Source organism: Mycetohabitans endofungorum, assembly GCF_037477895.1.
Lineage (GTDB): Bacteria > Pseudomonadota > Gammaproteobacteria > Burkholderiales > Burkholderiaceae > Mycetohabitans.
Genome location: NZ_CP132744.1, coordinates 764867 through 782612 on the forward strand (window position 1 = coordinate 764867; position 17746 = coordinate 782612).

The 17746-nt window shown below is 63.2% G+C and carries 17 protein-coding genes and 2 pseudogenes; 11 read left to right on the forward strand and 8 right to left on the reverse strand.

Annotated features, from left to right (window positions below; genetic code table 11):
- The first annotated feature begins 197 nt into the window (after window positions 1-197).
- The 5 genes and pseudogenes from RA167_RS03535 to RA167_RS03555 all read left to right on the forward strand — a co-directional run.
- On the forward strand, window positions 198-3002 hold the full coding sequence (locus RA167_RS03535) for a DUF4118 domain-containing protein (protein ID WP_076787759.1): 2805 nt from the start codon (window positions 198-200) through the stop codon (window positions 3000-3002).
- Window positions 2999-3697 carry a two-component system response regulator KdpE gene (gene kdpE / locus RA167_RS03540; protein WP_076786387.1) on the forward strand — a complete coding sequence of 233 codons (699 nt, stop codon included), beginning with the start codon at window positions 2999-3001 and terminating at the stop codon, window positions 3695-3697. The genes RA167_RS03535 and kdpE overlap by 4 nt, the downstream gene beginning before the upstream one ends.
- A 152-nt stretch (window positions 3698-3849) precedes the next feature.
- Window positions 3850-4170 carry a DMT family transporter gene (locus RA167_RS03545; RefSeq protein WP_076786389.1) on the forward strand — a complete coding sequence of 107 codons (321 nt, stop codon included), beginning with the start codon at window positions 3850-3852 and terminating at the stop codon, window positions 4168-4170.
- A 123-nt stretch (window positions 4171-4293) separates the two neighbouring features.
- Window positions 4294-4929, forward strand: a complete 636-nt coding sequence (locus tag RA167_RS03550; protein ID WP_076787762.1) for a DUF4126 domain-containing protein — start codon at window positions 4294-4296, stop codon at window positions 4927-4929.
- Window positions 4893-5039: pseudogene (locus RA167_RS03555) on the forward strand (ABC transporter permease); the annotation flags it as partial. The gene RA167_RS03550 and the pseudogene RA167_RS03555, both read left to right, overlap by 37 nt.
- On the opposite strand, the pseudogene RA167_RS03560 reads toward RA167_RS03555, so the two are convergent.
- The 7 genes and pseudogenes from RA167_RS03560 to RA167_RS03590 form a co-directional block, all read right to left on the reverse strand.
- Window positions 5027-5245 (reverse strand): annotated as a pseudogene (locus RA167_RS03560) (NAD(P)-dependent oxidoreductase); the annotation flags it as partial. The pseudogenes RA167_RS03555 and RA167_RS03560 sit on opposite strands and share 13 nt — an antisense overlap.
- A 4-nt stretch (window positions 5246-5249) precedes the next feature.
- Window positions 5250-5834 carry a TIGR00730 family Rossman fold protein gene (locus RA167_RS03565; RefSeq protein ID WP_076787764.1) on the reverse strand — a complete coding sequence of 195 codons (585 nt, stop codon included), beginning with the start codon at window positions 5832-5834 and terminating at the stop codon, window positions 5250-5252.
- The gene (locus RA167_RS03570; RefSeq protein ID WP_076786391.1) at window positions 5834-6589 is read right to left on the reverse strand and encodes a TetR/AcrR family transcriptional regulator; all 756 of its coding nucleotides are present in this window, start codon (window positions 6587-6589) and stop codon (window positions 5834-5836) included. Before RA167_RS03570 ends, RA167_RS03565 begins: the two co-directional genes overlap by 1 nt.
- A gap of 542 nt (window positions 6590-7131) precedes the next feature.
- Window positions 7132-7659 (reverse strand): RDD family protein, encoded by a 528-nt coding sequence (locus tag RA167_RS03575; RefSeq protein WP_083706039.1) that lies wholly within the window; start codon window positions 7657-7659, stop codon window positions 7132-7134.
- Window positions 7632-8444, reverse strand: coding sequence for a DUF3106 domain-containing protein (locus RA167_RS03580; RefSeq protein WP_076787766.1), 813 nt, complete (start codon window positions 8442-8444; stop codon window positions 7632-7634). The genes RA167_RS03575 and RA167_RS03580 overlap by 28 nt, the downstream gene beginning before the upstream one ends.
- A gap of 23 nt (window positions 8445-8467) precedes the next feature.
- Entirely contained in the window at window positions 8468-8890 is a 423-nt protein-coding gene (locus tag RA167_RS03585; RefSeq protein WP_076786395.1) for a DUF3619 family protein, read from the reverse strand.
- Window positions 8887-9450: an RNA polymerase sigma factor gene (locus tag RA167_RS03590; RefSeq protein WP_076786397.1), complete on the reverse strand. Its 564-nt coding sequence runs from the start codon at window positions 9448-9450 to the stop codon at window positions 8887-8889. Before RA167_RS03590 ends, RA167_RS03585 begins: the two co-directional genes overlap by 4 nt.
- Before the next feature lie 330 nt (window positions 9451-9780).
- On the opposite strand from RA167_RS03590, the gene RA167_RS03595 reads away from it, so the two are divergent.
- The 6 genes from RA167_RS03595 to RA167_RS03620 all read left to right on the forward strand — a co-directional run bounded on the left by RA167_RS03595 (window position 9781) and on the right by RA167_RS03620 (window position 16856).
- Window positions 9781-11550, forward strand: a complete 1770-nt coding sequence (locus RA167_RS03595) for an acetolactate synthase 3 catalytic subunit (RefSeq protein WP_076786399.1) — start codon at window positions 9781-9783, stop codon at window positions 11548-11550.
- A 103-nt stretch (window positions 11551-11653) separates the two neighbouring features.
- The gene (ilvN, locus tag RA167_RS03600; protein WP_076786401.1) at window positions 11654-12145 is read left to right on the forward strand and encodes an acetolactate synthase small subunit; all 492 of its coding nucleotides are present in this window, start codon (window positions 11654-11656) and stop codon (window positions 12143-12145) included.
- 82 nt (window positions 12146-12227) lie between these two features.
- Window positions 12228-13244, forward strand: coding sequence for a ketol-acid reductoisomerase (gene ilvC, locus RA167_RS03605; RefSeq protein ID WP_076786403.1), 1017 nt, complete (start codon window positions 12228-12230; stop codon window positions 13242-13244).
- A 153-nt stretch (window positions 13245-13397) separates the two neighbouring features.
- Complete coding sequence (locus RA167_RS03610) at window positions 13398-14036, forward strand: phosphatidylserine decarboxylase (protein WP_076786404.1); 639 nt, start codon at window positions 13398-13400, stop codon at window positions 14034-14036.
- A 19-nt stretch (window positions 14037-14055) separates the two neighbouring features.
- Entirely contained in the window at window positions 14056-15048 is a 993-nt protein-coding gene (gene pssA / locus RA167_RS03615; RefSeq protein ID WP_076786406.1) for a CDP-diacylglycerol--serine O-phosphatidyltransferase, read from the forward strand.
- A gap of 263 nt (window positions 15049-15311) precedes the next feature.
- A complete protein-coding gene (locus RA167_RS03620) occupies window positions 15312-16856 on the forward strand; it encodes a 2-isopropylmalate synthase (protein WP_076786408.1) in 1545 nt (514 codons plus the stop codon).
- Window positions 16857-17141: 285 nt separating this feature from the next.
- Here RA167_RS03620 and RA167_RS03625 read toward each other — a convergent pair whose 3' ends face one another.
- Window positions 17142-17684 (reverse strand): hypothetical protein, encoded by a 543-nt coding sequence (locus RA167_RS03625; RefSeq protein WP_076786413.1) that lies wholly within the window; start codon window positions 17682-17684, stop codon window positions 17142-17144.
- Window positions 17685-17746 lie beyond the last annotated feature (62 nt).

Genomic DNA, 17746 nt, shown 5'->3' on the forward strand with positions numbered 1-17746 from the left:
ATCAGTCATATGTGAGCGTACACTGACATGATTTTGCGCCGCCTGCTTCACCTTTGATGCGTTTTTGGGCACGCGTGCGTTATGCAACCACGCTTGTGCCGGGCCGGCTTTGCGTGAAAGATCGTCTCCGGTTCTCGGGCTCGGGCATACTGGAGCCCGCGCGCAGGCGCGGCCTGCTTTGGACTTTCAATACGCGAATGGAACGCCCCGACCCTGACGAATTGCTCGATAAGCTGCAACGCGAGGAGGAAAAAAAACAGCGCGGCAAGCTGAAAATTTTTTTCGGTGCATCGGCGGGCGTGGGCAAGACGTTCGCGATGCTGCAGGCGGCACGGCGATGCCGCGACGAAGGCGTCGACGTCGTGGTCGGCGTGGCGGAAACCCACGGACGCAGGGAAACCGTGGCGCTGCTCGATGGAATGCCGTCGATTCCTGTTGCCCGTTATCCGTATCGCGGCAAGGTGTTGCCGGAATTCGATCTGAACGCGGCGCTGGCACGCAGGCCGCAGTTGATCCTGGTCGATGAGCTTGCGCATTCGAACGTGTCCGGCGCGCGCCACCTGAAGCGTTGGCAGGATGTGCAGGAACTGCTGGATGCTGGGATCGACGTCTACACGACGCTCAACGTCCAGCATCTCGAAAGCCTGAACGATGTGGTTGGCCAGATCACTGGCATTCGTGTATGGGAAACGGTTCCGGACCGAATATTCGATCTGGCGGACGAGGTCACGCTGGTGGATCTGCCCGCGGACGAACTGCTCGCGCGCCTGCGCGATGGCAAGGTCTATCTGCCACAGCAGGCAGAGCACGCGGTACGCCATTTCTTTCGTAAGGGCAACCTGATTGCGTTGCGGGAACTGGCGTTACGACGCACCGCGGATCGGGTGGATGCGCAGATGCGCGAGTATCGCGCGGACCAGTCGATCGAGCGTGTCTGGCACGCGCGCGAGCGGATTATCGTGTGTGTCGGCCCGGGCTCGGAAAGCGCGACGTTGGTGCGCGCGGCTGCGCGGCTCGCGGCGACCTTAAAGGCGGATTGGCTGGCGGTCTATGTCGAGACGCCGAAGCTGCAACGGCTGCCGGACACCGTCCGAAAGCGCACACTCGATGCGTTGAAATTGGCCGCCGAACTCGGCGCCGAAACGGTGACACTGGATGGGTCCGACGCGGCCCGCACGCTGCTGGCTTATGCGAGGATGCGCAACGTGTCTAGGCTCGTCGCCGGCATGCCGCGCACGCGACGCTGGCTTGCTCCGTCAGTCGGTGAGCGGTTGCTGCAATCAGCGTCCGACATCGACGTGACGCTGGTGGGCGCTGGCCGCGCGCATGAGCGGCGTGGTGCACGCGGCGACGTGCGCAGCTTCGCGTCGTCGCTGGGTGACGAGCGCCGCTCGACGTTGCGTCACTACACGTATGCGGCGGCGATCAGTGCCGGCATCACGGTGGTGGCGACCGAACTGCTGCACCGGATCGATCTGGCGAATCTAGCGATGCTGTACCTGCTTGGTGTGATCTTTGCCGCCGCAAGGCTGGGGCGCGGTCCGGGTGTGCTGATGTCGTTTCTCAGCGTCGCGTCGTTCGACTTTTTCTTCGTGCCACCGCGTATATCGCTGTCGGTGTCTGACACGCAATACCTGTTGACGTTCGCCGTGATGCTGCTCACGTCGCTGACGATTAGTCATCTGACGTCGAGTCTGCGCCGGCAGGCGCGTATCGCGACGCTGCGCGAGCGGCGCACCAGCGCGATGTACGCGATGACGCGAGAGTTGGGTGCGGCGCTTGCCACCGGCCAGATCATCGAAATCGGCATGCGGCATGTCGCGGAAGTGTTTCAGGCGCACGTGTCAATCTTATTGCCGGACAGCAACGACAAAGTCAGGCAGAAGGTCGAGGAGCCGGATCCGGCGATCATGCTGCAGCCACCGGCACTCGATACTGATATCGCGCAATGGGTTTACGACCAGCAAAAGCCAGCTGGGCACGGCACCGACACGTTGCCGGCCGCCGACGCACTCTATCTGCCGCTAAAGGCGCCGATGCGCACGCGCGGCGTGTTGGCATTGGTGGCGGCGCGCTTTGAGGACCTGGCGGTGCCCGAGCAGCGTCGTATGATTGATACATTCGCCGCGCAGATCGCCCTAGCGCTGGAGCGCGTGCACTACGTCGAGATCGCGCAGGACGCGCTGGTCAGCATGGAGTCCGAGCGGATGCGCAACTCGCTGTTGTCGGCCATTTCGCACGACCTGCGCACGCCGCTGACGGCCATCGTCGGCTTTGCGTCGATGCTCGCCGAGCAGCAGGGCGGTGGTGCGCCGCCTCGGCCGCAGGCCGAGCGCGACCTGATCGAGGCAATCCACGAGGAAGCGCTGCGCATGACGCGTTTGGTGACCAACTTGTTGGATATGGCCCGGTTGCAGGCCGGCGCGGTCCGGCTCAACCGCCAGTGGTTGATGCTCGAGGAAATGGTGGGCGCCGCGCTCGCCGCATGCCACCGGAGCTTGGCCGCCCATCCGGTGCACGCGCGCGTGCCGGCCGAGCTGCCGCTGCTGCGGCTCGATCCGGTGCTGATAGAGCATTTGTTCGCCAACCTGTTCGAGAATGCCGCGAAGTACACGCCGGCCGGCGCGCCATTGTCGATTAATGCGGGTGTGGTCGAGGACGGCGCGCGCCGCTATGTCAAAGTGGCGGTCGAGGACAGCGGCCCCGGTCTGCCGCCGGGCATGGAAGCGCGCGTGTTCGACAAGTTTACGCGTGGCGAAAAGGAATCGGCCAAGCCCGGCATCGGCCTCGGGTTGGCGATCTGCCGGGCCATCGTCGACGCTCACGGCGGTCGAATCGGCGCGGAAAACCGCGTTGATGCGCAAGGCCGCGTGCTGGGGGCGCGCTTCTGGTTCATGTTGCCGGCCGATGAGGTACCTCCGGGCGGCGGCGAAGCGCTGGAACAGGATGCCGACGCAGCGCGCAGCGGGCATGCGGTTGACGAGATCACACCGAAATCATGAGCGAGCCGAACGTGACAATTGTCCTGATCGAGGACGAAAAGCAAATCCGCCGTTTCGTGGGCACCTCGCTGCAAGCGCAGGGCATGGCGGTATTCGACGCGGACACGGGTCGGCAGGGGCTGGTCGAGGCTGCCACGCGCCGGGCGGATCTGGTGATCGTGGATCTGGGCCTGCCCGATACCGACGGCCTGGACGTGATCCGCGAATTGCGCGGATGGACCGATCTGCCGATCATCGTGTTATCCGCTCGCAGTCAGGAGGAGCAGAAAGTGGCCGCGCTGGATGCGGGGGCGGACGACTACCTGACCAAGCCGTTCGGCGTGTCGGAGCTGCTGGCGCGGATCCGCGCGCAGTTGCGCCGGCGCAATCGCGGGGGCCAAGACGACACGCCACAAGTACAGTTCGGCGGCATCGTCGTGGACCTGACCGCACGCCGCGTGACCCGGGATGGCGAGGTGGTGCATCTGACGCCGATCGAATACCGGCTCCTGGTCACGCTGGTGCGTCATGCCGGCCGCGTGTTGACGCACCGCCAATTGCTGCGCGACGTCTGGGGGCCTTCCCATGTGGAGAGCCATCATTACTTGCGCATCTACATGGGGCATTTACGACAGAAGCTGGAGCGCGATCCTGCGCAGCCCGAGCATATCGTGACCGAGACGGGTGTCGGATACCGGCTCGCCGGCGTGCAGTAGCAGCTTCACCGGGTGTGGCGCTGGGTCGCGGCACGGCCACGCTCGGCAGCGCACCCGGCACTTTGATAGAATCGATGCAACCCGTTGTGCGGGACGGCCCGCGCGCTACGGTTCGTATCGGGGACGACCCCATTTCGTCAAGGTTGTAGCCGATGGCATGGATCTTTCTGGTGATGGCGGGCCTGCTTGAAGTGGCATGGGCTGCCGGCCTGAAAAGCTCGGAAGGCTTTTCCCGGCCTGGCTGGTCGATCTTCACACTGGTGACGGCGCTGATCAGCTTCGGTTTGTTGGCACTGGCGATGAAACAGTTACCGCTGGGCACCGCGTATGCGGTGTGGACCGGCATCGGCGCGCTGGGCGCATTCGTGTTCGGCATCGTGATGATGGGCGAGGCGCTGACGCCGGCCCGGGCGGGCAGTGCAGTCCTGATCCTGGCCGGGCTGATCGGCTTGAAGCTCACGTCCGGCCATTGAGCGAGGCGGCGCTCGCGCGGCGACTGTCGCTATAATGGTTTCGGGTTTATCCAACACTGACGCTTGCGGCGCGCGCTGCACTGGCCCTTGCCGGTGCGCGCGGGGGCGCGCAAGGAGGCGTTAATGCTCTACGCCCTTTCTCTGGCAACCGGGCTTGCGTGGGCAAGCGGGCTGCGCTTGTACCTGACGGTTCTGTTGACCGGCCTGCTCGCGTCGTTCGACGTCGTGCGTCTTCCCGATGCGTTGTCGCTGCTAGGTTCACCGTGGATCATCGGTGCCGCAGCGCTGTTGGCGATTGCCGAATTTCTGGCCGACAAGGTGCCCGCCGTCGACTCGCTGTGGGACGCGCTGCACACGCTGATTCGCATCCCGGCCGGCGCGATGCTCGCCTATGGCGCGGCCGGCCATGCTGATCCGCGCGTTTTGGCGGCGGCGGCGTTGGCCGGCGCGGCGATCGCCGGCACTGCGCACCTGGTCAAGGCTGGCGCCCGCGCGTTAATTAATCTCGCGCAGCAGCCGCCGTCGCCCTGGGTCGTGTCGTTTGTGGAGGACACGATCGCCGTCCTTGGGTTGTTGCTCGCGTTGTTCATGCCGGGGCTGTTCCTGCTGGGCATGCTGGTGTTCCTGGCGCTTGCCGCGTATGCGTTGCCGCCGTTGTGGCACGGCGTGCAGCTCGGTTTTCGCGGCATGGCGACGGACATGGTGCCGGTGCGCCGTCAGCTCTCGCCGTTGGCGGCGCGCGTGCCGCGCGGCAAATGATCGGCGCCGATTTCGTCGTGCGGGCAGATCATCCCGTTGAGCCGCTATTCGCGTTGCATGCTCGCTCGCTTGGCCTCGCCACGGCCGATACCGCGACGATCCCTTCTTTGGAACCGGCATAGTCCACATACTCGCTTGGCGATCCTAACCGGCAGCCGGAGACAAGTCGATGATCGCGCCGCCGCGCTTGCCGCGATCCGTCCTCATGCGGTGAGCCGCTTCGCGCGCAGAGATCAGTGCCGAGCGCGTTGGTTTTGAACATCCGCCGCAGCCGCTCGACATCCATATCGGCTAGCGGCAACGACGGCGCCACGATGCGACTAGACCGCTTCGCGCTTCTCCGACCACTTGTCGCCGGCCGGCGGCACGTAGCGTTGCAGCCCGTCAAGCAACGCGTCGACGTCCGACTCCACTTGGAGCAGTCCGACGTAGTCGTGCCGCATGAAGCCCTCATTGGCGGTGTGGCGCAGCATTGCCAGCAGCGGATCGTAATAGCCGGCGATGTTGAGCAGACCGACCGGCTTTTGGTGATAGCCGAGTTGCGCCCACGTGTAGACTTCGAACAACTCTTCGAACGTGCCGGCGCCGCCAGGCAGCGCGACGAACGCGTCGCTCAGGTCAGCCATCATTTTCTTGCGCTCGTGCATGTTTGCGACGACGTGTAACTCGGTCAAGCCGCGATGACCGACTTCCTTGTCGATCAACAGCTGCGGGATCACGCCGATCGCATGGCCTTGCGCTTGCAGCACGGCATCCGCAATCTCGCCCATCAAGCCGACGTGGCCTCCGCCATAGACCAGTGTGAGACCCGCGTGCGCGAGCGCGCGACCAAACGCCTGCGCCCCCTGCCGGTATTCGTCCCGACGGCCGACAGCGGAGCCACAATATACGCACACCGAATTAATCATCGCGCCCCCTTCGGGCGTTGCGTCTCGGCCTTGCCTGCCTCGGACCGTGTCTCGCCCCTGCCGTCGCGCGGCGGCAGGTAGTCGGCGAATTCGCGCATCGGCAACCGGCCGGAAACCAGATCGTCGAACAATTGGCGCGAACGTCCGCGCAGATAAGGGGCCATCAGCGATACGATGTGTAGGCTCGCCTGATGCAATTCGGCCCGGATCGCTTCCTGCTCGTTGTACTTGCGTGGGTTCATCACGAACTGGTACGACAGCCAATAGGTCGAGATCACGCCGATGTTGGTCGAGATCACGCCGACCTCCTGGGGCGTCGCTTCCATCTCGCCGTCGGCAATCAATTGCTCGCACAACTGGCGCGCGAAATTGACTTTATGCGTGATGATCTGCTTGAAGTGCGTCTCCAGTGTGCGGTTGCGCGCCAGCAAATCGTTCAGGTCCCGATAGAGGAACCGGTACGTCCACAGAAAATCTGCCATGTAGGCCAGATAGGCCCACATCTCGTCGATTGTTGGACGATGGTCATCGGGAAAGCGCAATCGCTTGCCGATCTCTTGCTCGAACTGAGCGAAGATGCTGTTGATGATGTCGTCCTTGTTGCGGAAATGGTAGTACAGGTTTCCTGGACTGATTTCCATTTCCTCGGCGATCGTCGTCGTTGTGACGTTCGGCTCGCCGATCTCATTGAAGAGTCGCAACGACAGTTCGAGGATTCGGTCGCGGGTGCGACGGGGCGGTTTCGATTCCATGGCGTCGGCTCTGTGCGCCGGAAACTCCGGCTGGTGGGCTCGCACGGGCGAGATCGCCGGATTATAAACTGCCGTTTTCGCACTGAGGCGCAGGCTTTGTTGTATCGGACAGACTGATCGGCTTAGCAGACCTATGTAATAGATTCAGTGGAAGCATGCAGAGGTGCGAGCGGCGGCTCGGCGTTCCATGATCGGTCCGCTTCGGTGGCGTCCGGCAGCGGCGCGCCGGGCTGGGAGCGTTTAATATCGCGCACCAGAGAGCGGTATCGATGCATGCCGGAGTCGTCATCGACGTTGGCAACAGGCGGCGCGTTCGACGCGGACGGGGGCGCGAAGAGGCCGTCGGCGTGCCGGCCGGCTGGAGGTCACGCAGGGGACCGCCGTATGCGCCGGCTTGCTCTTTGCGCCGGTGTGCTTCAGGGGCTACGGGGGTAGGTTGGACACTTTGGTCCACGCTCGCGCAGTGTAATGGCCCGCATTGCACGATGCCGGCGTGAAACTGGCCGGCGTGAAACTGGCGCGACAGTTACAAGACGTTCTTATTACGGGGCAGCAACAATGCGGGTACCGGCCAGCCGGTCATGCAACCATTGCCGATCCGGATCCAGCCATTGCGTACTGGCCCATAGCGTTATCCACGCGGACAGCGCGAGCAGCGTGTGCGGCACCGACCCTCCGAGCACCGAATGGAGCGCCAGCGGCGGCAGGAACCATAGCCAGGCAAGCACGTAGCGCAGCATTGCGCGCCCCAACCCGACCGGTGCGAGCGCGTGGTCAACGAGCCGCAGTCGCCAAGTTTTCATCGGCAATGTTTGGCCGCCATGGGTCCAAAACCAGACGAAATACGCGCCGACGACGAGGGTGATCCAGCCAGCCAACAGATTGTGATGCGTTAATCCATCGCGTTGCTGGGTCAGCGCGCTGAATAGGTAGCCGGCAATAAAGACGACGCCGAACAAAATGATGCCTTCGTAGAGCGCGCACAGCAGGCGGCGCCACAGGGATGGGGCGCGGCCACGAGGCACGTGTTCACGCGGTGGTTTCACTGCGCGTGATCGTTGAAGAACCACGGCACCGACTGCGCCGGCTTTTCCGGCTCGGTTTGTGAGCCGGCGGCCGGGGGAGATGTCAACGCAGCGGCCGACGCCGACGGTGCCGGGTGGGTGCCGGGCGGCGTGCCCGGGCCAACTGGCGCCGTACTGGCCGAGGTGCCGGCGCGTGGTGCAGCCGCGGCGGCATCGGCGCGCTCGCGCGAGCGCTCGAGCTTGCCTAGGTCCTTGATTTCAGGCTTACCGCTTGGCGGCGCGCTGACTACGGTCGGGCGTCGTGCTTTCTCGGTGGCCGCCAGCTTGCGCTTTAATTCGTCGGGCAATTGCTGATAGGCGCTCCACGCCTTTTCGCGTGCCTGTACGGAGAGTTCCTTGGACAACTGGTAGTTCTCACGCGCGACGCGCCGCTGCTGTGGCGTCATGCGGATCCATTCGGCCATTCGTTGATGCAGTCGCTGTTGCTCTTCTGTGCGCATTTTTGGATATCTGGCTGCAATTTTCAGCCATTTCCGCTTGCGCTCGGCGCTGAAATGATCCCATTGGGGGGCCAGCGGCGCTAGCGCGTCGCGCTGCGCCGCGGTAAGGCGGGCCCAGGACAGTGGGTTGGCCGCATCGGCTGCCATGTCGGCAACGGCGGCGTGGCTTGCCACTGCTGCTACCCCGCTGCCGACCGGCGCTGGCGCGGCGTCAGACGGCAACGCGCGAGACGACGATGCTGGGTGAAAGCGCGGATAGGTTGCCATGAACGCGACAAATGCAGCCATCACACCCGCATAGACCATAGCCAAACCGCGCTTGTTACTCACCGACATTGCTCCTAGTTAGCGTATCAGTGCCCGTGCGACAGGTAGGCGTGAAAGCCGTGGTCCAAGTAGGCGGACAGCGGCAGCTCGTCGCTGAGCATGGCTGCGTCGATGGCGGCGATGTCGGCTAGGCGCTGCTGGTTTTCCCAGTCGCGGATCGCGGCGAGACCGCACACCAGCGCCAGTAGCGGCCAGACTAGGGCTAGGCGGCTCCAGCGGGCGCGCTTGCGTGCGCCGCTGGTGCTCGTTGGCACGTTGCCGGCGCCGGCCAGCGCCGGCAGGTAAACCGGCCGCGTGCGAGTATCGGGTTTCTTTCTCGCAAGCGCGGCCTGTCGCGCGGCCGCCAGCCGGTCAGTCGTCGCGCGTGGCAGGCGCGCTGCGCCCTCGTCGAGCGCTCGGCGTACTTTCAGTGCAAATTCGATTTCTTTTGTCTCAAGTGTACCGCTCATAGTGTGATTCCTTTCGCCTTCAGCGCGACAGCCAGCGCATGCGTGGCCCGCGAGCAATGGGTCTTGACGCTGCCCTGCGAGCAGCCCATCGCGGCAGCGGTTTCGGCGACATCCATATCTTCCCAATAACGCATCAGAAACGCTTCACGTTGACGCGCGGGCAGTTTTTGGATCTCCTCGTCGATCAGCGCGAGCACTTGCTCCCGCTCGAGCCGGTCGGCGCTGTTCTCGACCGCGGTCGAATTGTCCGAGGATTCGTAGGTTTCCAGCATGTCGAACTCGTCGTCATCGCCGTTGCCCAGCGACGAAAACAGGCTGACCCACGTGTTGCGCACCTTCTGGCGGCGAAAGAAATCGTGGGTCGCGTTCTGCAAAATGCGCTGGAACAGCAGCGGTAGCTCGGCCGCAGGCCGCTCGCCGTATTTCTCGGCGAGCTTGATCATCGCGTCCTGGACGACGTCCAGCGCGGCGTCGTCATCGCGCACCGCATACGCGACATGCTTAAATGCGCGCCTTTCGACGCCCGCCAGGAAATCGGCGAGTTCCTTGTCTGATGCCATCCTTGTGGAATTCGGCGCGACAGGTGACGCGTGACGCGCGGAAAGTGAATTGCCGGCTAGCTCGCGCCATCGGGGCGCGCCAACCCAACAAAAACGTGAAAACCCGCGGATGCTAGCAAAAAAAAAGGCCCTGTGGGAAGCCGGCATTTTTTGCTTGACCCTTGTTGCGCGACTCGATATGGTAATAGATTCGCAAGACGCTGTGATTGTCTCATTGAGGCGACGCTCACAAAGCTCGCATTCTCTCTAAGACGCGCCGCTTGAACCCGAGCCACAAGCCCGGTGGAGAGCCCCCGATCAATTTTTTGCCGAAAATTCGAAAGGTGAACGATGAATATGCCAAGCGCGGAATGCTCCACGTCGGATCTCTCCCCCCCTGCTGAAACCGAAACCGGCTCGATCGGCGCGACCGTGCTGATGCGCGCGCTCGCTGACGAAAACGTCGAATTCATTTGGGGATATCCGGGCGGCTCGGTACTCTACATCTACGACGAACTGTACAAGCAGGACAAGATCCAGCACGTGCTGGTGCGCCACGAGCAAGCCGCGGTGCACGCCGCGGACGCCTACGCGCGCTCCACCGGCAACGTCGGCGTGTGCCTGGTAACCTCCGGGCCCGGTGTGACGAACGCGGTGACCGGCATCGCCACCGCATACATGGACTCGATTCCGCTGGTGATCATCAGCGGCCAGGTGCCGACGGCGGCGATTGGCCAGGACGCGTTCCAGGAATGTGACACGGTCGGGATTACGCGGCCGTGCGTGAAGCACAACTTCCTCGTGAAGGACGTGCACGAACTCGCCGCGACAGTGAAGAAGGCGTTCCACATTGCCCAGAGCGGCCGCCCCGGGCCGGTGCTGATCGACATCCCGAAGGATGTGTCGAAGGCGCCGTGCCACTACGAGCCGATCAAGCATATTGCGCTGCGCTCGTACAATCCGGTCACGAAGGGTCATTCAGGCCAGATCCGCAAGGCGGTCGCACTGCTGCTGTCTGCGAAGCGCCCGTACATCTATACTGGCGGGGGGATCATCTTGGCCGAGGCTTCGCGCGAGTTGAACCAGTTCGCGGACCTGCTCGGCTACCCGGTCACCAACACGCTGATGGGCCTGGGTGGCTATCGCGCGACGGATCGCAAGTTCCTTGGCATGCTCGGCATGCATGGCACGTACGAGGCCAACATGGCGATGCAGCACTGCGACGTGCTGATTGCGATCGGTGCCCGCTTCGACGACCGCGTCATTGGCGACCCCACGCATTTCGCGAGTACGCCGCGCAAGATCATCCATATCGACATCGACCCCTCATCGATTTCCAAGCGAGTGAAGGTCGACATCCCGATTGTGGGCGACGTGAAGGAAGTGCTCAAGGAATTGATCGAGCAGTTGCAGACCGCGCCGCACGGCCCGGACGATGCCGCATTGGACGCGTGGTGGCAGCAGATCGAGCAGTGGCGTGCCCGCGATTGCTTGAAGTACGACCGCGACAGCGAGATCATCAAGCCGCAGTACGTCATCGAGACGCTCCACGAGTTGACCGGCGGCAACGCGTTCGTGTGCTCGGACGTCGGTCAACATCAAATGTGGGCTGCGCAATTCTACCGCTTCGACAAGCCGCGCCGCTGGATCAATTCCGGGGGACTCGGGACGATGGGCTTCGGTCTGCCGGCTGCGATGGGCGTGAAGATGGCGCATCCGGACGCCGACGTAGTGTGCATCACCGGTGAGGGCTCGATCCAGATGTGCATCCAAGAGCTGTCCACATGCAAGCAGTATGAGACGCCGGTCAAGATCGTGTCGTTGAACAACCGCTACCTGGGCATGGTCCGTCAGTGGCAACAACTCGAGTATAACAAGCGCTATTCGCATTCGTACATGGACGCGCTGCCGGACTTCGTAAAGCTTGCTCAAGCGTATGGCCATGTTGGCCTGCGTATCGAGCGCAGGGCGGACGTCGAGCCGGCGTTGAAGGAGGCGTTGCGGCTCAAGGATCGTACCGTGTTTCTCGATTTCCAGACCGACCCGACCGAGAACGTCTGGCCGATGGTTCAGGCCGGTAAGGGCATCACTGAGATGCTGCTCGGCGCAGAGGACCTCTGACGAAGCGCGCGTCGGCGCGCGCGAAGGCGGCGCTGCCCGCGACACGCGGCGTGCCGCGGGCAGCGCCGGGCGCAGGGACATCGAAACTGGAAAGAGAAACAAGATGCGACACATTATTTCCGTGCTGCTGGAGAATGAACCCGGTGCGTTATCGCGCGTGGTCGGCCTGTTCTCGGCGCGTGGCTACAACATTGAGACCCTGACCGTCGCGCCGACCGAGGACCGCTCGCTGTCGCGCATGACGATCGTGACGATTGGCTCGAACGACGTGGTTGAACAGATCACGAAGCATTTGAACCGCCTGATCGAGGTGGTGAAGGTGGTCGACCTGACCGAGGGCGCCCACATCGAGCGCGAACTGATGTTGATCAAGGTGCGGGCGGTCGGCAAGGAAAGGGAGGAGATGAAGAGGATGTCGGATATTTTCCGCGGCCGCATCATCGACGTCACCGAGAAGACCTACACGATCGAGTTGACCGGGGCCAGTGGCAAGCTCGACGCATTCATCGACGGGATCGACGCCACGGCGATCCTGGAGACGGTGCGCACTGGCGGCTCGGGCATCGGTCGCGGCGAGCGGATCTTGAAGGTTTGACCTGTTCTGGTGCCGCGGCGGGCAGCGCGGCATCGGGGGCAATGAACACTGAATCGAAGTGACACTACACGAAGGAAATCACATGAAAGTTTATTACGATAAGGACGCCGATCTCTCGCTGATCAAGGACAAGCAAGTCACGATCATCGGCTACGGCTCGCAAGGCCACGCGCACGCGCTGAACTTGCGCGACAGCGGTGTGAACGTGACGGTGGGACTGCGTCGCGGCGGCGCGTCGTGGGCGAAGGCCGAGACCGCCGGCCTGAGCGTGAAGGAAGTAGCCGAAGCGGTGAAGGGTGCCGACATTGTGATGATCCTGCTGCCGGACGAGCAGATCGCCGACGTCTACAAGCGCGACGTGCATGAGCATATCAAGCAAGGCGCGGCGCTCGCGTTCGCGCATGGCTTCAATGTGCACTATGGCCAAGTGGTACCGCGTGCCGACCTGGACGTGATCATGATCGCACCCAAGGCGCCGGGCCATACGGTGCGCGGCACCTACACACAGGGTGGCGGGGTGCCGCACTTGGTCGCGGTCGCACAGGACAAGTCGGGCGCGGCGCGTGACATCGCACTGTCGTATGCGGTAGCCAACGGCGGTGGCCGTGCGGGCATCATCGAGACGAACTTCCGCGAGGAAACCGAGACCGATTTGTTCGGCGAGCAGGCCGTGCTGTGCGGCGGCACGGTCGAGCTGATCAAGGCCGGCTTCGAGACGCTGGTTGAGGCAGGCTACGCGCCTGAGATGGCGTACTTCGAATGCCTGCATGAGTTGAAGCTGATCGTCGACCTGATCTATGAAGGCGGCATTGCGAACATGAACTACTCGATCTCGAACAACGCCGAGTACGGGGAGTACGTGACCGGCCCGCGCGTGATCACCGACGAGACGAAGCAGGTGATGAAGCATGTGTTGCGTGACATCCAGACCGGCGAGTACGCGAAAAGCTTCATCCTTGAGAACCGCGCCGGCGCGCCGACGCTGCAATCGCGGCGGCGCCTGACGGCCGAACACCAGATCGAGACGGTTGGCGCGAAGCTGCGTGCGATGATGCCGTGGATCGCGAAAAACAAGCTGGTCGATCAGTCGAAGAACTGATCACGCGCTCGCACCACGCACGCGCCATCGCGCGTTCGAGCCGCCTGGGGCGTCATGCCCGGGCGGCTTTTCTTTATTCGCCCACAGGCCGCGGGCGTGACAGGCGGCCGGGGTTTGCTATCCTTCTATTTTCTTGGAACTGGCGTTGCCTATATGACTTATCCTCACCCGATCATTGCCCGCGAAGGTTGGCCTTTCATCGCTGCCGCGTTCGTCGTGACGCTGCTGATCCATGCATTCGTGGGCTTCGGCTGGGCGTGGCCTTTCTGGCTGCTGACACTATTTGTCGTGCAGTTCTTTCGCGATCCGCAGCGGCCGGTGCCGCAGCAGCCGAATGCCGTGTTGTGCCCGGCTGACGGACGGATCGTCGCGGTCGAGACTGCGCACGATCCGTACGTGAACCGCGACGCGCTGAAGATCAGCGTGTTCATGAACGTGTTCAACGTTCATTCACAACGCTCGCCGGTTGACGGTGCGGTGACCCAGGTCGAATATTTTCCCGGCGCCTACCTGAATGCAGCAATCGACAAGGCGTCGCTGGAGAACGAGCGCAACGCGATCGTGCTGCAGACCGCGGACAATCACATTGTCACCTCGGTGCAGGTGGCCGGATTGATCGCTCGGCGCATCCTGTGCTACGTGCGCACCGGCGAGCCGCTCGCCCGCGGCCAGCGCTATGGCTTCATCCGCTTTGGCTCGCGCGTGGACGTCTATCTGCCGTTGGGCAGCAAGCCGCGGGTGTCGATCGGCGAGAAGGTACAGGCGTCGGCGACGATCCTGGCCGAGCTTTGAGCGGCGCAAGGAGGGCTTGATGGCTGATTTCAAACCGCGACGCCCGCGTGCGGGCGGGCCGCGCCTGGCGCGGCCGTTCCGGCGCAACCGCACGGTGCAAGAGCAGATCGCGCGGCGCAGCCTGCGGGCCGCGCGCCAACAATTGCTACGCAAACGCAGCGTCTACCTGCTGCCCAATGCGTTCACAACCGCTGCATTGTTCTGCGGTTTCTTCGCCGTGGTACAGGCGATGAACGTGCGTTTTGAGATCGCCGCGATCGCCATCTTCGTCGCGATGGTGCTGGATGGCATGGACGGCCGCGTGGCACGCATGACGCATACACAAAGTGCGTTCGGCGAGCAGTTCGACAGCCTGTCGGACATGGTGTCGTTTGGTGTTGCGCCAGCGCTGGTGATGTACGAGTGGGTGCTCAAGGATCTAGGTCGCTGGGGGTGGCTTGCCGCGTTCGTCTATTGCGCTGGCGCCGCGCTGCGCCTGGCACGCTTCAATACGAACATCGGCGTGGTCGACAAGCGCTATTTTCAGGGCCTGCCGAGTCCGGCCGCTGCCGCGCTGGTGGCCGGCTTCGTGTGGCTGGCGACCGATAATCGGGTGCCGCTCAAGCTCGGCTGGCTGCCGTGGGTCGCATTTGGCCTGACGATCTATGCGGGCGTTACCATGGTCTCCAATGCGCCGTTCTACAGCGGCAAGGCGCTCGACGTCCGGCATCGGGTGCCGTTTGCGGCGATCCTGCTGGTCGTAGTCGCCTTCGTACTTGTGTCGTCTGATCCGCCGCTGATGCTGTTCGGCCTGTTTGTATTGTATGGTTTGTCCGGCTATGTGCTGTGGATGTGGCGCGCGATATCGCGCAAGCCCAATCCGGTCGCGTTGGGTGCTGTCAAGCCGGCCGCCCACGAGCCCATCACGGATAAGGCGTCGGACAGGGTACGCGCGGTGGAAAGATCTGCCACCCAGGAGCACATCGCAAACAAGGCGTTGGACAACGAGTGCCGCGCGGACAAGCGGCCATAGTCATCGACTATTGGCCAATGGCACGGTTAGGTTGCGTTGCACGTTGACCTAATTGACGCTATAGTCGTCCGAATCAATATGGCTGCACGGCTTCTACTATCTCTACCGGTCGGCGCGTTATCTCGCGCGCCGACGTCGGCGTGTCTATCGCGCTGAATCGATTCTGCCTCCGCTTCGTCTCGCCTGTTCGCACCGGCGTCACCTGCGGTGTGCCGATAGAGGAGGTTGCCGCTTACCCCACTGATTCGAGTCCGGAGACTGACATGGCAGACAAGTTGATCATATTCGACACGACGTTGCGTGATGGCGAGCAATCGCCGGGCGCGTCGATGACGAAGGAGGAGAAGATCCGCATCGCACGACAGCTCGAGCGCATGAAGGTGGATGTGATCGAGGCGGGCTTCGCGGCCAGTTCGGACGGAGATTTTGACGCGATCCAGGCGATCGCCTCGCAGGTCAAGGACAGCGTGATCTGCTCGCTGGCGCGCGCCAATGACAAGGATATTGCGCGTGCGGCCGAGGCGCTTAAGCCGGCGGGGCGGTTCAGGATCCATACATTCATCGCGACCTCGGCGCTGCATATGGAGAAGAAGCTGCGCATGACGCCGGAGCAGGTGTACGAGCAGGCGCGGCTGGCAGTGCGTTTTGCTCGGCAGTTCACGGACGACATTGAGTTTTCGCCAGAGGACGGTAGCCGCTCGGACATGGATTTCCTGTGCCGGGTGCTGGAGGCGGTGATCGCGGAGGGCGCCACCACGATCAACATTCCGGATACCGTCGGCTATGCGGTGCCGGACGGCTATGCGGCGCTGATCCGGCAGATCCGCGAACGGGTGCCGAACTCCGACAAGGCGGTATTCTCAGTGCACTGCCACAATGATTTGGGTATGGCGGTGGCTAACTCGCTGGCGGCGGTGAAGCTGGGCGGCGCGCGGCAGATTGAGTGCACGGTGAACGGGCTTGGCGAGCGGGCCGGGAATACGTCGCTGGAGGAAGTGGTGATGGCGGTGAAGACGCGCCGTGACTACTTCGGGCTAGAGGTGGGCATCGACACGACGCAGATCGTGCCGGTCTCGAAGCTGGTGTCGCAGACGACGGGCTTTGTGGTGCAGCCGAACAAGGCGGTGGTGGGGGCCAATGCGTTTGCGCACGCGTCGGGAATTCATCAGGACGGGGTGCTCAAAGCGCGGGACACGTACGAGATCATGCGTGCGGAAGACGTGGGCTGGAGCGCGAACAAGATTGTGCTCGGCAAACTGTCGGGCCGCAGCGCGTTCAAGCAGCGGCTGCAGGAATTGGGGGTGGCGCTGGACAGCGAGGCGGAACTGAACGCCGCATTCGCGCGCTTCAAGGAACTGGCCGATCGCAAGGCGGAGATCTTCGACGAGGATATCTTGTCGATCGTCAGCCAGGAGGCCAATGCCGCGCACGATCACGAGACCTATCGGTTCGTGTCGTTGTCGCAGCATTCGGAAACGGGCGAGCGGCCGCACGCGAAGGTGGTGTTCACCGTCGACGGTAGCGAGACGACCGGCCAGGCGCACGGCAACGGCCCGGTCGATGCGACGTTGCATGCGATCGAGTCACGGGTCAATAGTGGTGCGGAATTGATACTGTATTCGGTCAACGCGATCACGGCTGGCACGCAGGCGCAAGGCGAGGTGACCGTGCGGCTGTCGAAGGCGGGGCGTATCGTCAATGGCGTCGGCACCGACCTGGACATCGTCGCCGCGTCGGCAAAGGCTTATATTGCGGCGTTGAACAAGCTTGATCCGAGCGCCGAAAAGCTCAATCCGCAGCGCTCGTAGCGGTGCGGCCGCACGTCGCACGCTGCCATTCGTGCCGCACGTTGCATGTCACCATCCGTGCCGTGCCGTGCCGTGCCGTGCCGTGCCATGCCATGCCATGCCATGCCATGCCATGCTGTGCCGTGCTGTGCCGTGCTGTGCTGTGCTGTGCTGTGCTGTGCCGTACGGCGCGCGCCGCCATCCGTGTCACGCGGCGCTGCTCGTCGGTTCGCCCACGCTTGGTCGTGACGGCGCTGCCCTGCCGCCGACACCGGCGTGGTCGCCGTCCGCTCTGGCGCGGCGCCGCTAAAATAGGAAGCGCCGGCGCTCTGGATCGTGCAGCGGGTCAGGCGTCTTCTGCGTGAGCCGCAACACACCGGCGTCGTCAAAATAGAAGTGGTACAACTGGTACCAGACGCCGTCATCCATGTAGCGATAACTCCACACTTCCCGCTTCATCCTTGGGAAATAGGCGGTTTCCTCCGGCTTGCCGAAGCGGATCAGCACATCGTTCTTCGTCCATTTGCCGACCTGTGCTTGATAGAATTCGCTGTTTTGCAACACCTGTTGCACGTCAACGACCTTGCCCGTGCCGTCGACATCGGCCGCCGTTGTCGTTTCGCCCATCGGCTGGGTTGGCCACATCAACCGCTTGCCCCCTTTTGGCAGGTCATACACTTCACGGGGTGCGCCGAGCCGCGCGATCAGCATCGACGCATCGTCACCGGGCTTGAAGCGTTGCCAGGGCTGTACGCAACCGCACAGCGCCAGCAGGGCAAGACCGGCGGCGGCTCGTGCTCGAGCGGGCGCGGCCCAGGCCGACCACGCGGGCGAATCCGATAATGACATGGTCCGAACTCCTTCTTCCATTGCAGCAATTTTGCCATGCATTGACGCAAAAGATCGCACCG